Below are 13,233 nucleotides of genomic sequence, written 5' to 3'. Positions count from 1 at the left end.
TGAATCTTCCCGCTCGACCTTTCTCACAGAAGGAGAACTCTTGTGATCCGCACTTCCCGGAAGCGCCGTCTCACCATGCTCGCCGTTTCGGCCGCGCTGGTCGGAGGAGGCGCACTGCTGCCCACCAGCGCATTCGCCGCCCCGGCAGCGCACACCACCGATGTGACCAGCGCGGCGGCCGGCCATGTCGACCACGCAAAGGCCGACCACGGGGGCAAGGGCAAGAACGACAAACGAGGGAAAAAGAAGAACAAGGGCAACAGGGTCCGCGACGTGGAGAACATGCCGGGCTGCAAGTTCTTCCAGAACAAGGTGTACTGCGAGCACAAGCCCGAGCCCAACCCGGCCCCGGAACCTCACCCGGCCCCGGGCACCCCGCCGGCTCCCGGCAAGGAGACTCCGCCTGCGACGGACACCCCGCCCGCCACGGACGCGGGCATGGGAGCGGCCGAGGTCCTGCACTAGGGACTGTGTGATGTCGTGATCAGTCGGCGGGTTTGAGGAGGTCGTCGATCCAGATCATTGCGGCGCGGAGGTGGAGGCCCGCGAGGTAGCTTTCGGGTGTCTTGTCGTAGCGGGTGGCGATGCCGCGCCAGGCCTTCAGCTTGTTGATCAGTCGTTCGACGGTGTTCCGTTCCTTGTAGAGATCGGTGTCGTGGCTGACGGGCCGGCCGCCTCTCGCCCCTTTCCTCTTCCGGGTGGCGCCCTGGTCCTTCTTCTCCGGGATGACCGCTTTGATGCCGCGTTTGCGCAGGTAGGCGCGGTTGCCGCGGGATGAGTAAGCCTTGTCCGCAGCAACCGCGCCGGGCTTCGTGCGGGGACGGCCGACCGGCAGACGGACCCGCACCCGGCCCAGCACAGGGATGAATTGCGGGCTGTCCGCGGCCTGTCCGGCGGTCAGGATGAACGCGAGCGGACGGCATTTGCGGTCCGAGGCGAGGTGAATCTTGCTGGTGAGTCCGCCCCGGGACCTGCCGAGCAGGGCTTCCTTCAGGCGGAGCTTGCGTCGGCGCCGGACTCGTCGGCGCTCGTCCTGTCCGTTCTGTTCCTGCGGGCCGCCCCTTTTTTCCGGGCCTCTTCCTGCTCCCGCGCAGCCTCCTCCAGGGCTCCCATGAGGCCCTTGCCGACGCGCATCCCGGCAGCGTCGTGGTGGGCGCGGACTGTTGTGGAATCCACGCTGACCAGCGACAAGTCGGTTCTCCCCGCGCGAGCTGCCCCGGCGACCATGCCTTCCAGCAGTGCGGAGAAGACACCGGCGTCCCGCCAGATGCGGAAGCGGCCGTAGACGGTGGGCCAGGGACCGAACTCGGCAGGCATCTCCCGCCACTGGCCGCTGGAGCGGAACCGCCAGATCACCCCCTCGAACTGCTCCCGCAACCGCTCCGGGTACGGGCCGTATCTGCCGATCGGCAGGTACGGCTCGATGAACTTCCACTGAGCATGGGTGAGTTGCCTACGCGTCACAAGCAAAGTCCTACCGGGTCCCACCTCACGAAGAAGGCAGAACCCAGCAACTGATCACGACAACACACAGTCCCTAGTACCGGCTTCCCAGGCGAAGGCCCCCGACCGCTCATGGTCGGGGGCCTTCCCATGTGATGGGCTCGGTCACGACCGTGACCACAACCATCGCCGTCGACCACCGGCATCCAGCAGCCAGCATTCGACAGGACACGACGAGAGCCCCCGACCGCGAAAGCGGTGGGGGCTCCGCACACGTGAGCGCGAACGGCTATCCGCTGCCGGCCGGCTCCACGACTCCTGCCACGGGCTCACTTCCTCCCATGTCCAACCGGAACGGCGGGTACTTGTCGGTCATCAGGTACACGTACACCAGCACGCGCAGCGTCCAGCGCACCAGGCCCATCAGGAGGTCGAACAGACCTCTCGGATAGCGCCCGGTGCACGTCAGGATCCCCATCGCGACCAGGGTGAGCAGGCCGATGAGACCGGAGGAGAACGGACTGTAGTCGTCGACGTACCGGTACGCCTTCCAGCCGCTGGTGAGCAGCAGGACCACCACCAGCAGCTGCGGTACGACCAGCAGCCACTTGACCAGGACCAGTCCGCGGGAGAGTTTCTCGGGATAGGCGATGTCGACGCGGATCGGGTAGCCGGGCGCGTCCTTGAGGGTGAACGGCGGGTACTGGTCGGTCCCCATCACCGCGTTGGCGTAGTAGTTGACGCGCGTACTCCACCGCATGACGCCGACATTGAAATCAAAGAGTGGTCGAGGATAGCGGCCGGTGATGAGGATGTTGAAGAACACGACGATGCTCAGCAGCAGGGACGCGACCTGCAGGAAGAACAGAACGATGTAGTGCGGTATGGCGAGGATCCATTTGACCAGCCACTTCCATCGGGTGAGCCGGGGATCCAGCGTGGCTTCGACACACAGAGGGTGGGCGGGAGCGGGAATCATGCTGCCACGGCCTTTCTTGCCTGGGGAGTGGGATACGTGTCCCGTACATCGCATCGCCAGGGCTGTTCCGGACGGCGCACACGGGCCACTGGCTCTGCCTGAGCCATATCGCCATTAGCCCCCGACGCCCGAATCCCGTCATGCCCCGAAACCCCGTGGCAGGAGAACCCGTGACTTGACACATGGCAGCCACCGGCACGTGTGCTGGAGGTTCTCGTGGGCTACCGTGCCGGCCCGTTGGCCAGGCGGGCTCGGGCCGCTTCCGCGATCACCGGCCAGGGGTCGTCGACGAGCCGCTCGACTGCGGACCGCGGCGAACGCGAGTGGGTGGCCACGGTGTTGCGGACCGCGTCATGGGGATCGTCCGCCAACTGCTCCAGGAGCTCCGGCGGGCAGGAGCGCCTGCCCAGAACACGCTCCCGCACCCGCCAGTCGTCGTCCTTGACCAGCTCAGCCAGGACCTCCGGCGGACAAGTCCGGTTGTGGGCCGCCCAGAACCGCATCTCCGGATGTTCCCGCACCAGTTGCCACCACACGCTCAGCGGCATGCTCGCCCACGCCGAGCGTTCGCACTCCGCGGGATCCTCGCTCAGGCGCAGACGTACGAACTCCTCGACGGAGGTGATCTCGGGATAGCGGGCCGCCATGCCGGGACGGTAACCCACGCCACCAAGCCCCCTGCACCCGGCCGTCCCACAGAGGCCCGTTGCCGTCGGGTGGACATGCGAAAGGCCCCCGACCGTGACCGGTCGGGGGCCTTTTCGCTGGTGGGCGCGGACGGTTTCGAACCGCCGACATCTGCTTTGTAAGAGCAGCGCTCTACCCCTGAGCTACGCACCCGTGGATGAGTGGACAGCCTACATGGCGTGCATGCCCCCCACGCAAACCCGTTGCCGTGGGGGAGAATGGATCAGGGCATGGCGGACACGGTACGGGAGAGGGATTGTGACGACGGCATCCCGGCGGTGGTTCGGTGGGCGGGACGAGAGTCGGCGGGCGGATGCGCAGGCGGCGAAGGATGCCGCCGCAGCCGCGTTCTACGAGCTGGATACGGCACAGCGGGATCTGCGGATCTCGATCGAGACGATCGCCGCGGCGGACGGGTCGCCCGCCGCGCGGCAGGCGACCGAGGGTTTCGCCGCGCTCGGGCAGCGGATCGACGAGGTCAGCCATGTCTACATCGAGGCCGTCGACGCGCATGATCTGGACCGGCCCGAGCTGGAGGGTTCCGTGGCGACGCGGGCCCGGGAGCAGCTGACGCGGGCGCGGGACGAGCTGGTGCGGGTCAAGGGCGAGCTGGACCGGTTCGCGCAGGGGTTGCAGCCGCTGCTGGACAAGGCCGAGACGCAGCTCGCACGGGTCGCACCGGCCCGGGAGCGGGCACGGGCCGCGCTGATCGGGGCGAGCGACGCGCTGGACGCCGTACGGGCCAAAGGCATGCGGGCCGATGATCTGGCGGCGCGGCTGGCGGCGCTCGGTCCGGAGCTGACCAAGCTGAACCAGGGCGCGGCGCAGCACGGCGTGCAGGAGACGGTGCAGCGCGCGGACCGGATCCTGCGTGACGCGGAGGCGATACGGGCCGAGGTGGCGCGGTTGCCGGAGCGGGCGGCGGAGATCGACCGGCGGCTGGTGAGCCTGCGGACGCGGGCGCAGGCCCTGCGCAACCGGGCGGACCGGGTGGATCCGGTGCTGAGCGAGTTGCGCCGGCGGTTCAGTGCCGCGTGCTGGCAGGACCTGCAGCACGTGCCGGATCAGGCGGTACGGGACGTCGCGGAGGCGGAGGACCGGCTGAGGGAGGCCGGCCGGGCGCGGGACGAGCAGCGCTGGGCGGACGTGGGGGCGCTGATCGAGGCGGTCCGGGGTTCGCTGGACGCGACGGACGAGGCGGTGTCGGCGGCGCAGGACCGGCTGACGCGGTTGGAGGCGGTGGCGCGGGATCCGCAGGCGGAGGTTGACCGGACGCGGTTCGCGATCCGGGACGCGCAGCGGCTGGCGATGGCGGGCCGCAGTGTGCCGGATCCCCGGCATGCGGGGCCGCTGGACGATGCGGTGGCGCGGGTGGGCCGGGCGGTGGAGGGGCTGGAGGGCCGGCACCCCGACTACTGGGCGTTCCTCCATGAGATGGAGGACGTGCGGGCCGCAGTGAACCGGGTGGTGAGCGGGATCCGGGCCGAGCGCGGGCACGGATAGGCCGAGCGCCGGCACGGACAGGCCGAACGCCGGCACGGACAGGCCGAGCGCCGGCACGGACGGGCCGAACGCGGGCACGGACAGGCCGTCTCGTTCGGATCCGGGCTGCCGGAGGTCCGCGGTCTCCGGGGCCGTCGTGGCTCGCCAGGCTCCTACGGAAAGGTCCGGATTCGGCCCCGTTTGTTTCGTGGCGTTCGGCGACGGATGCTGGGATGTGCCGGGAACGGACCAGAGGAGGGCACCATGGCTGCCCGCACCTTTCACAAGCCTCCTGCGACGAACGAGGAGCCAGGACCGTACGTGGCCCACGCGGCGTACGGGTGCACCGAGCCGCATGAGCACTACGCGCCCTACGTGGCCCACGAGCCCGATCCTGATGCCCCCGCGCCACCGCGCTTCGCCGACACGGTGTCCCGGCGCATGGGGCGCGCGCTGCATCCGGTCAACGCGCGGCTCGACGACCATCTGCCGACGGACCACAAGCTGAGCCGGGTGTACCGGGTCGGGGCGGGGCTGACGGGGCTGCTCCTCGTGGCGTTCGGGATCCTGGGGCTGATCGATCAGATCGGGTTCTTCGACACCGGCGGGGACACGGTGCTCGCGCTCAACACCAACGGGGCGCTGAGCGTCCTGTCGATCTGCATCGGTGCGCTGCTGTTCTTCGGGATGGTGGTGGGCGGCACCTTCGCCTCGAGCCTGAACATCGTGCTGGGCGTGCTGTTCATCGCGAGCGGGTTCGTGAATCTGGCGCTGCTGGACACGGGGCTGAACTTCCTGGCCTTCCGGATCCAGAACGTGCTGTTCAGCTTCGTCGTCGGCGTGATGCTGATGTGGTTCGGGATGTACGGGCGGGTGGGCAGCGCGCTGCCGCACGACAATCCGTACTGGCGTGCCCGCCACCCCGAGCGGGCCGCGCGGGAGGACCGGGCGCGGCGCGTTCAGGGGCGTCCCCCCGTCATGCACGGCCGCTGCCCGTAGCAGCGCTCGTAGCGGTACCTGTCTGTACCCGTAGCCGTACCCGTAGCGGCGCCGTACGCGGCCGTGCCGTACGCGGCCGTGCCGTACGCGGCCGTGCCGTACGCGGCCGTGCCGTACGTAGCGCCCGGACGCCGGGCGCGCTTAGCCTGTGCGCATGCCTCGATACGAATACCGCTGCCGGACCTGCGACGACACCTTTGAGGTCAGCCGGCCCATGGCGGAGTCCTCCGCGCCCGCCGACTGCCCCGCCGGACACGCGGACACCGTCAAGCTGCTGTCCGCCGTGGCCGTGGGCGGGACGAGCAGTGCCCCCGCGCCCGCGATGGGCGGCGGCGGGGGCGGCTGCTGCGGTGGTGGCGGCTGCGGCTGAGCCCGCACAAGGGGGGAAGGTCAGCGCTTGCGCGAGAGGGTGAGTCCGTCCGAGATCGCCAGCAGGACGGACTCCATGCGCGGGTCGGCCGCGACGTGCTCGTTGTAGGCGCGGACGCCCGCGGCCGCGCCGGTGGCCGACTCGTCGAGGACGGCGCCGTGGTAAAGCGTGTTGTCCGTGATGATCAGGCCGCCCGGACGCAGCCGCGGCACCAGCTCCTCCCAGTAGTCGATCTGGCTCTCCTTGTCGGCGTCCACGTAGGCCATGTCGATGTGGGGTTCGGCCGGCATGGCCCGCAGGGTCTCCAGTGCGGGTGCGATCCGCAGCTCGATGCGGTCCGCGACGCCCGCCCGCTCCCAGGCCTCCCTGCCGTACGCCGTCCACTCCTCGGAGACGTCACAGGCGATGAGGCGGCCGTCGGCGGGCAGTGCCTGCGCCATCGACAGGGCCGAGAAGCCGGTGAAGGTGCCGACCTCGACGATGTGGCGGGCGCCCGTCAGCCGGACCAGGAAGGCCAGCAGCGGCCCCTGCTCCTCCGCCGACTGCATTCCGGCGACGTCGGGGAACTTCGCGTAGGTCGTCGCCACCAGTCCCCGCTGGACCGCGTCCAGCGGAGGGTTGTGGCCGAGCACGTACTGGTAGAGCTCGTCCGTGATCTTGGTGCTGTTGCCCTTGGTCATGCGCCCAGTCTGCCGAGCCGGCCCGCCTCACGCGTGAACGCGCGGAGTATTTCCTCCCCGGCCAGGACGCCCGCCGTGGTCAGGGCCGTCACCGACGGCGCCGTCCAGGCCGCGTCGGCCAGTTCGCCGTGGCCCGGCCGCCAGGCGGCGTCCGCCGCCAGCAGCAGGTCCGCGTCGAGCAGCGAGTCGCCGGCGGCGAGGGACGTGGTCGCTCCCGTACGGCGGGCGACCTCGTGCATCGCGGCGCTCTTGGTGAGCGGGCGCGGGACGGCGTAGATCTTCCGGCCCTGGAGCGAGACCGTCCAGCCGCGGCTCTCGGCCCACTCCGTGAGGGCCTTGAGCCATTCGTCGGGGACCAGGGCCCGCTCGACGACGAGGTACGCGAAGAGGTCCTCCGCCACGCGCGTCTTGCGCAGCCACACCGGGTCGGCCGCGGACAGCAAGTGCTGGTGGACCTCCTCCAGCGGGGCGCACTCGCGCGCCAGGCGCGCCGCGACCTGTCGGCGCCAGTCCCGGTCCGGCACCCCGTCGACGAGCAGCTGCCCGCCGTTGGCGCAGATCGCGTAGGCGGCCGGGCGGCCGGGGAAGCGGATGCGCTGGTACTGCTTGCGGGTGCGGGTGGTCGTCGGCACGAAGACCACCGAAGGGTCGGCCGTCAGCTCCGCCAGCAGCCCCGCCGCCGTCTCGGTCATGTACGACAGCGGCTTGCTCTCGTGGACCTCGACGCACAGCAGCCGCGGGGCCACCGGGTCGGGCATGGTCAGGCCGAGGGCGGCCGTGGAGTAGATGAGCGTACGGTCGAGATCACTGGCTACGAGGACAGTCACTTCGAGGCCACAGCCTTTCCGTCGGCGCCGGTGGCGCCGCGCGTGAATCGGGGGTGGATGAGTCCCACGCACGTGTAGGGGAGCCCGTCGACCTCTTCCACCGGGACCCCGCGCTGCTCGGCGAGCAGCCGTACGTGGTCCAGGTCGGGCCCGGCGCCGCGCTGCGCCAGGATCTTCCACGGCACCCGGCGCAGGAGCACGCGGGTGGTCTCGCCGACGCCGGGCTTGACGAGGTTCACGTCGTGGATGCCGTGCTCCTCGCTGATCCGCTCGACCGCCGCCCAGCCTTCCCAGGTGGGGGTGCGGTCGGCCGCGAGCAGCTCCTTGACCTCCTCGTCGACGGCGTCGGCCACCTCGTCGAAGTGGGCGGCGACGGTGTCGACGAAGGCGACGGAGACGTCGGCTCCGGCGAGCTCCCGGTAGAACTTCGCGCCGTGGAAGTCCGCGGGACCGACCAGGTCGGACCTCAGAACCGTACGCGATATGAGACCTGAGACGGTGGAATTGAGACAGGCGGAGGGGATCAGGAAGTCCTCGCGGGTGCCGTACGTGTCCACGCACGAGCCCGGGTCGGCGAGCACGACGATCTCCGGGTTGAAGCCCTCGAACTCGGCGAGGGCGTCGCGCAGCTCGCGGGTGATGGCGCCCTTGCCCGTCCAGCCGTCCACGAAGACGACGTCGGCGGGGTCGTGGTGGGCGGCGAGCCAGCGCAGGGCGTTGGCGTCGATGCCGCGGCCGCGCACGATGGAGACGGCGTAGTGCGGCAGGTCGAGGCCGTACCGGGTCTGGGCCCAGCGGCGCATCAGTACGCCCACGGGCGTGCCGGCGCGGGCCAGGGAGACCAGGACCGGGGAGGGGGAGCGCTCGGCGAGGACGGTCTCGGTGACGGTCCCGACGGCGCGGGCGATGCGGGCGGCGGAGGCCGTGAGGGCGCTCTGGTAGAGCTCCTGGTACTGGGGGGACGGCTGGTACTCGACGGGCAGGGATTCGGCGTAGTGGGCGCCGCCGGCCTGGATGGCCTCCTCGCGCTCCTCGGTCGGGGCCTCCAGCTCGACGTCTGAGAAGTCCTGGAGCAGCCAGCCGACGTCCTCGGGGGCGTACGAGGAGAAGGCGGGGCCGCGCAGGGGCTCGGGCATGATCGGCTCCTGCCGGTCGGGTGTGGCGGGTGGGTCGGGCACGTACGAGGGGACCACGGCCAGCACGACGCGTCCGGTGTGCGGGGCGAGGGCCGTGAGCAGCCCGGCGTGCAGTTCGGGGGTGTCGCCGGCCGAGTCGACGACGGCGATGACGGCGTCGAAGCCGGCGCCCGCGACGTTGTAGGCGTAGCGGTCGCCGGGGCCGTCGGCGGGGGCGTCGTGGGCCGGGAAGACCAGCCGGGTGCGGATGGCGTAGCCGGGGTCGTCCACGGCGAGCACCGGCGAGCGGGTGGTGGTGGAGAAGCGGACCTCGCGGGCCGCGCCCGCCTCTTCCAGGGCTTTGGCGAGGCGCAGCGGGGCGTACATCAGCTCTTCGTTGCCGAGGACGAGGATCCGGCCGGGGCCGGGCTCGGTGCCGGGGCCGGGCTCGGTGCCGGGGCCGGTGCCGAGCGCGGCGGTGAGCCGGTCGGCGAGTTCCGGCAGGGCCGCCTCCAGGCGGGCGCGGTGGGCGGGGGTGAAGCCGTGGCGGCCGCCGTCGGGGACGCCGGAGGGCCAGTTCAGCTCGACGCGCGTGACCGGCTGCGGGCCGTCCGCCGGGGCTCCGCCCCGGACCCCGCTCCTCAAACGCCGGAGCGGCTGATTTTGCCCGGCTGCGCTGATGTCTTGAGCCGGAGCCACGGGCTCCGATTCAGCCCAGGGTGCGGGCTGGATTTGCCCGGCTGCGGTGACGTCTTCGGCCGGAGCCACGGCCCGCGATTCGGCCCAGGGTGCGGCCTGATTTTGTCCGGCTGCGGTGACGCCTTCGGCCGGAGCCACGGCCCCCGATTCGGCCCAGGGTGCGGGCTGGATCTGCCCGGCCGGAGCCACGGGCCCCGCTTCCGCCGGGGACGCGGGCTCCGCATCGGCCGGGGGTGCGGGCTGGATTTGCGCGGCGGCGGGGAGGGCCTCGGTCAGAGCCTCGTGTTCCTCCACCAGGGCCTGGCCCTTGGTCAGGACGTCGTCCGGGAGGGAGACCGTGCCCGAGGCGAGGGCGATGAGGTCCACCCGCGCGCCCAGCTCGGCGGCGAAGGCGGTGAGCCGGTCGCGGTCGGCCGGGGAGCGCATGTCGACGAGGGCGACGACCACGTAGTGCGGGCGGGGATGGCGGGCGTGCAGGTCGCGGATGGTGTTCAGGACCGTGTTGCCGGTGGAGAACTCGTCGTCGACGAGGACGAGCGGACCGCTGCCCGCCAGCAGCTGCGGGTCCTCGGGCAGCAGCAGGTGCGAGGTGGCGTGCGAGTGCGCCTCCTCGAAGCCGCCCGCGGGCTCCACGCCCGGGACGGGCCGGCGGGTGGAGTGCAGGTAGGGGGCGCTGCCCAGGCCGTCGGCCACGCAGTGGCCGAGACCTGTGGCGGTCTCGGCGTAGCCGAGGACCACGGCCGCGGCGGCCCCGTCCTCGCCGAGCAGGGCCCGGACGCGTTCGCCGAGCCCGTACCCGGCGGCGTACACCGTCCGCGGGGACTGCGGGACGTGCTTGCCCAGCACCTGCGAGACCAGCAGGTGCGCCCGCTTGGGGTTGCGGCGCAGGGCCAGTCCGAGCAGCTCCGTCAGCCGCGGACCGCCTTCGGAGTCCTCCAGGCTGACGCCCAGCCGCTCCGCGACCCAGGTACCCGACCACACTGCTTCGATCGTCTTGCCTTTCCTCGTCGTCCGCACGTCCGTCGGCGGCCGCGCGTCCCGCTCCCGGGGCCTGCTCACACCTGGAGTCCGGCCGTGAGGAGGTCGACGAAGCCGACCTCCTCCTTCGCCACGCCGAAGACCTCGGCGCGGAGCATGGTGCGCTCGGCCCAGGCCCGGTGGGGCTTCACCTCGTTCATCTTGTTCGTGTAGGCGGAACGCATGACTCCGCCGCCGCCGCGCTCCGGGCGCAGGATGTCCTGGGCGTCGCAGAACTCCTCGTGCGAGACCACCGACAGCGCGTGCACGGGGGTGACGTGGGCGGGGTGGATGCAGGTCTTGCCGAGCAGTCCGTTGGCCCGGTCGAGTTCGATCTCGCGCAGCAGCCCGTCCAGGTCGTGCTCGATGAGGGCGGTGCGCAGTTCCTCCACGCCCTCCTCCAGGAAGGGGCTGCGGCGCAGCTGGGGCTTGAAGAGGCGCTGCTGGCTGCGGAAGTACTCCCAGACGGGGCCGGTGACGGTGAAGCCGGTGCCGTCGGCTCGGCTGAGGACGTTCACGACGTCCGCGATCACGCCGGCCACGATCTGGACGTCGTAGGCGGTCATGTCGGGGGTGCGGCGCAGGCCGTAGGCGGAGCAGAAGTCGGTCACGCCGAGCCGCAGCGCCAGGACCCGCTCGCGGTGGCTGTTGACCGTGCGGGAGATGCCGGCGAGGGCTTCGACGCGGGTTTCCAGGTGCAGGAGGTCGGGGGTCTCCAGGACGGGCATGGCATACAGGCGGTGCTGTCCGCCGGCGGCCTCCGCCTGGGCGACGGCTTCGAGGAAGGCGACGCCCCGGCTCTCGTTGAATTTGGGGAGTACGAATCCGGCCAAACGCTGTACGGAGCCGCCCAGGCGGCGCACCAGGTCGGGTATCTGCTCGGGCGTGCGGACGCGGATGAAGAGGAGCGGGAGCTCCGCTTCGTCGGCGTCGAGATCGGCGAACTGTCGTACGAGGTTGTCCTCGGCTCCGCAGACGTCGGTGTCGCTGATGGAATCCTCCAGGCAGAGGACCATGGAGACGACTCCGCGGCCGGCCTGCTTGCGGATGTCCGCGGCGAGTGCGGGGCGGGTGGCCGGGCTGTAGAGCGTGGCTCCGAGCGCGGCGGCGAGGACACGGGAGGGCGAGGCTCCGGTGAATTCCGCCGGTTCCTGGTGGAAGAGGTCCTTACGGACGGTGGGCGATATGTGCCCAAAGTGACGCATGTGCTTCCCCCGTACTGCCTCGGCGGCCCAACTGGCATGGCCGGTAATAGTACGTACGAACGTGAGTCAAGAGTTCCTCAAGCACATGAAGTTCAGGTAACCCTCTTGCACCATGCCCAGGTTCTCGCGTTCGAGACAAGGCCCTACGGGGGGCCGCATTGTCCCGCTCCACCCCGGGAGGGCAGGATGACGTGCATGACGCACGCGATGCAGAAGGGCTCGAACATCCCGGTGGCCGCCGTGGCGGTCCGGGCGGTGCTGCGCTGGACCAGCGGCCCCGAGGTGCCGGACGTGGACGCCTCCGCGCTGCTCGTGGGCCCGGACGGCCGGGTGCGTTCGGACGAGGACTTCGTCTTCTACAACCAGCCCCGGCACCCGTCGGGGGCCGTGTGGCGGCTGGGCAAGAAGCAGCTCGGCGACGCGATCACCGACGCCGTCCAGGCGGACCTGCGGACGGTGACGCCGACGGTGGACCGGATCCTGGTGGTCGCCTCCGCCGAGGACGTCCCCTTCGAGCGGGTCCACGACCTGCGGATCCTCCTCTACGACGCCACCGCGACCGGCGGCTCCGAACCGCTGGCCTACTTCGACGTACGGCCCGAGACCGGCGCCGAGACGGCGCTGATCTGCGGGGAGCTGTACCGCCGGGGCGAGGGGTGGAAGTTCCGCGCCCTGGGCGAGGGCTACTCCGACGGACTGGTGGGCCTGGCCACCGACCACGGGATCTCGGTCGACGAGAACGCCGCCGAGCCCGCCGCGAGCCCGACGGCGGGCCCCACCTCCGAGCAGACGACGGCGATGGCCCCGCCGGCCCCGCTCACGCAGGCCCCGCCGGCCGCCCAGCCCGCCTACGGGTACCCGCAGCCGGTGTCCCCGGTGCCGGTGCCGGGCGGCGACCCGTCCTTCCGGCTGCCGGTGCAGGGTCCGCAGTTCATCCGCCGCTGAGCCAGCGCCCCGGCGGTGACGCCGCCGGGGCTCCGGTCAGCTCTTGGTGCTCTTGTAGCCCCGCCCCCACTGGAGCCCCCAGCCGTAGAGCCGGTCCAGCTCGGCCTGGAACCCGTACACGAACTTCACCTCGCGCCGCACGACCAGCTCGCCCTTGACCTTCTCCAGGGAGACCACCGCGCAGGAGCGGGCCTGCGGGTGCCGCTCGTCCAGCGGGATCTCGATCCGCGGCCCCGTCACGGGGAAGAGCGTCACCATCGCGTGCGTCCGGTCGAAGGCCGGGGTCTGGTCGTAGATGTAGACGAAGACCAGCAGCCGCTTGATCTCGTCGGCGTGGTCGAGGTTGACGTAGAGGGTCTCCCCCGAGGCCGAACCGAACCGGTCGTCCCCGCTGAGCTTGACGAACGGCGGGTCGTTGAGGTCGCCCAGCAGGTTCCCCAGCGGCTGTACGGCGCCGCGGGTGCCGTCGGTCAGCTCGTACAGGCAGCCCATGTCGAGGTCGACGTTGACCATGCCCTGGGTGTGCGCCTGCACCATGTCCGGCTTGAACAGCTTGAACGGGTGCCGGAAGAGCTGGCCGCTCTGGCCCGAGCGGCCGCCGATGTCCGAGGTGCGCATGCGCCAGGACAGATTGACGCGCAGGTTGCCGTGGACGGCCCCCTGTTTGGTGAGCGACACCGTCGAGTGCCGCTTGGTCAGCTCGATCGCGTTCGACGAGGCGCTGCCCGACTGGAACTGCACGGCGCGGCTGCCCAAGATGCCGTCGAAGAAGCCCATCCCCTACC

At 71.0% G+C, this 13,233-nt stretch carries 12 protein-coding genes, 1 tRNA gene and 1 pseudogene; 5 read left to right on the top strand and 9 right to left on the bottom strand.

Going from position 1 to position 13,233, the window contains the following annotated elements; translation table 11 throughout:
- The first annotated feature begins 42 nt into the window (after positions 1-42).
- Positions 43-465, top strand: coding sequence for a hypothetical protein (locus tag IF88_RS0115420; RefSeq protein WP_030711378.1), 423 nt, complete (start codon positions 43-45; stop codon positions 463-465).
- A 19-nt stretch (positions 466-484) separates the two neighbouring features.
- Here IF88_RS0115420 and IF88_RS43535 read toward each other — a convergent pair.
- The 4 genes and pseudogenes from IF88_RS43535 to IF88_RS0115395 form a co-directional block, all read right to left on the bottom strand.
- Positions 485-1,464, bottom strand: a pseudogene (locus IF88_RS43535) (IS5 family transposase).
- A gap of 268 nt (positions 1,465-1,732) precedes the next feature.
- Positions 1,733-2,422 (bottom strand): DUF4389 domain-containing protein, encoded by a 690-nt coding sequence (locus IF88_RS0115405; RefSeq protein ID WP_030711374.1) that lies wholly within the window; start codon positions 2,420-2,422, stop codon positions 1,733-1,735.
- 221 nt (positions 2,423-2,643) lie between these two features.
- Positions 2,644-3,069, bottom strand: coding sequence for a HEAT repeat domain-containing protein (locus IF88_RS0115400; RefSeq protein WP_030711369.1), 426 nt, complete (start codon positions 3,067-3,069; stop codon positions 2,644-2,646).
- A 118-nt stretch (positions 3,070-3,187) separates the two neighbouring features.
- Positions 3,188-3,262 (bottom strand) — tRNA-Val (locus IF88_RS0115395).
- Positions 3,263-3,367: 105 nt separating this feature from the next.
- Here IF88_RS0115395 and IF88_RS0115390 point away from each other — a divergent pair.
- The 3 genes from IF88_RS0115390 (at position 3,368) to IF88_RS0115380 (ending at position 5,960) form a co-directional block, all read left to right on the top strand.
- Positions 3,368-4,612 (top strand): hypothetical protein, encoded by a 1,245-nt coding sequence (locus IF88_RS0115390; protein ID WP_234323541.1) that lies wholly within the window; start codon positions 3,368-3,370, stop codon positions 4,610-4,612.
- A gap of 243 nt (positions 4,613-4,855) precedes the next feature.
- Positions 4,856-5,590 carry a DUF4383 domain-containing protein gene (locus IF88_RS0115385; protein WP_420710968.1) on the top strand — a complete coding sequence of 245 codons (735 nt, stop codon included), beginning with the start codon at positions 4,856-4,858 and terminating at the stop codon, positions 5,588-5,590.
- A gap of 154 nt (positions 5,591-5,744) precedes the next feature.
- Positions 5,745-5,960, top strand: a complete 216-nt coding sequence (locus IF88_RS0115380; protein WP_030711366.1) for an FmdB family zinc ribbon protein — start codon at positions 5,745-5,747, stop codon at positions 5,958-5,960.
- Positions 5,961-5,980: 20 nt separating this feature from the next.
- On the opposite strand, the gene IF88_RS0115375 is transcribed toward IF88_RS0115380, so the two are convergent.
- From IF88_RS0115375 to IF88_RS0115360, 4 genes are all read right to left on the bottom strand, one after another.
- The gene (locus IF88_RS0115375) at positions 5,981-6,640 is read right to left on the bottom strand and encodes an O-methyltransferase (protein WP_030711364.1); all 660 of its coding nucleotides are present in this window, start codon (positions 6,638-6,640) and stop codon (positions 5,981-5,983) included.
- The gene (locus tag IF88_RS0115370) at positions 6,637-7,467 is read right to left on the bottom strand and encodes a hypothetical protein (RefSeq protein WP_030711362.1); all 831 of its coding nucleotides are present in this window, start codon (positions 7,465-7,467) and stop codon (positions 6,637-6,639) included. The genes IF88_RS0115375 and IF88_RS0115370 overlap by 4 nt, the downstream gene beginning before the upstream one ends.
- Positions 7,464-10,262, bottom strand: a complete 2,799-nt coding sequence (locus IF88_RS0115365; RefSeq protein WP_063754801.1) for a phosphoribosyltransferase — start codon at positions 10,260-10,262, stop codon at positions 7,464-7,466. Before IF88_RS0115365 ends, IF88_RS0115370 begins: the two co-directional genes overlap by 4 nt.
- Before the next feature lie 74 nt (positions 10,263-10,336).
- Positions 10,337-11,503: an HpcH/HpaI aldolase/citrate lyase family protein gene (locus IF88_RS0115360; RefSeq protein ID WP_030711358.1), complete on the bottom strand. Its 1,167-nt coding sequence runs from the start codon at positions 11,501-11,503 to the stop codon at positions 10,337-10,339.
- Positions 11,504-11,698: 195 nt separating this feature from the next.
- Between IF88_RS0115360 and IF88_RS0115355 the strand changes: the two genes are divergently transcribed.
- Complete coding sequence (locus IF88_RS0115355; RefSeq protein ID WP_030711356.1) at positions 11,699-12,448, top strand: TerD family protein; 750 nt, start codon at positions 11,699-11,701, stop codon at positions 12,446-12,448.
- Between the two features lie 36 nt (positions 12,449-12,484).
- Here the strand turns inward: IF88_RS0115355 and IF88_RS0115350 are convergent, their stop codons facing one another.
- On the bottom strand, positions 12,485-13,225 hold the full coding sequence (locus IF88_RS0115350; RefSeq protein WP_030711354.1) for a TerD family protein: 741 nt from the start codon (positions 13,223-13,225) through the stop codon (positions 12,485-12,487).
- Positions 13,226-13,233: the final 8 nt, after the last annotated feature.

It is taken from the genome of Streptomyces sp. NRRL F-2580 (assembly GCF_000720115.1).
GTDB lineage: Bacteria > Actinomycetota > Actinomycetes > Streptomycetales > Streptomycetaceae > Streptomyces.
This window is presented reverse-complemented; position numbering and strand designations above follow the sequence as displayed.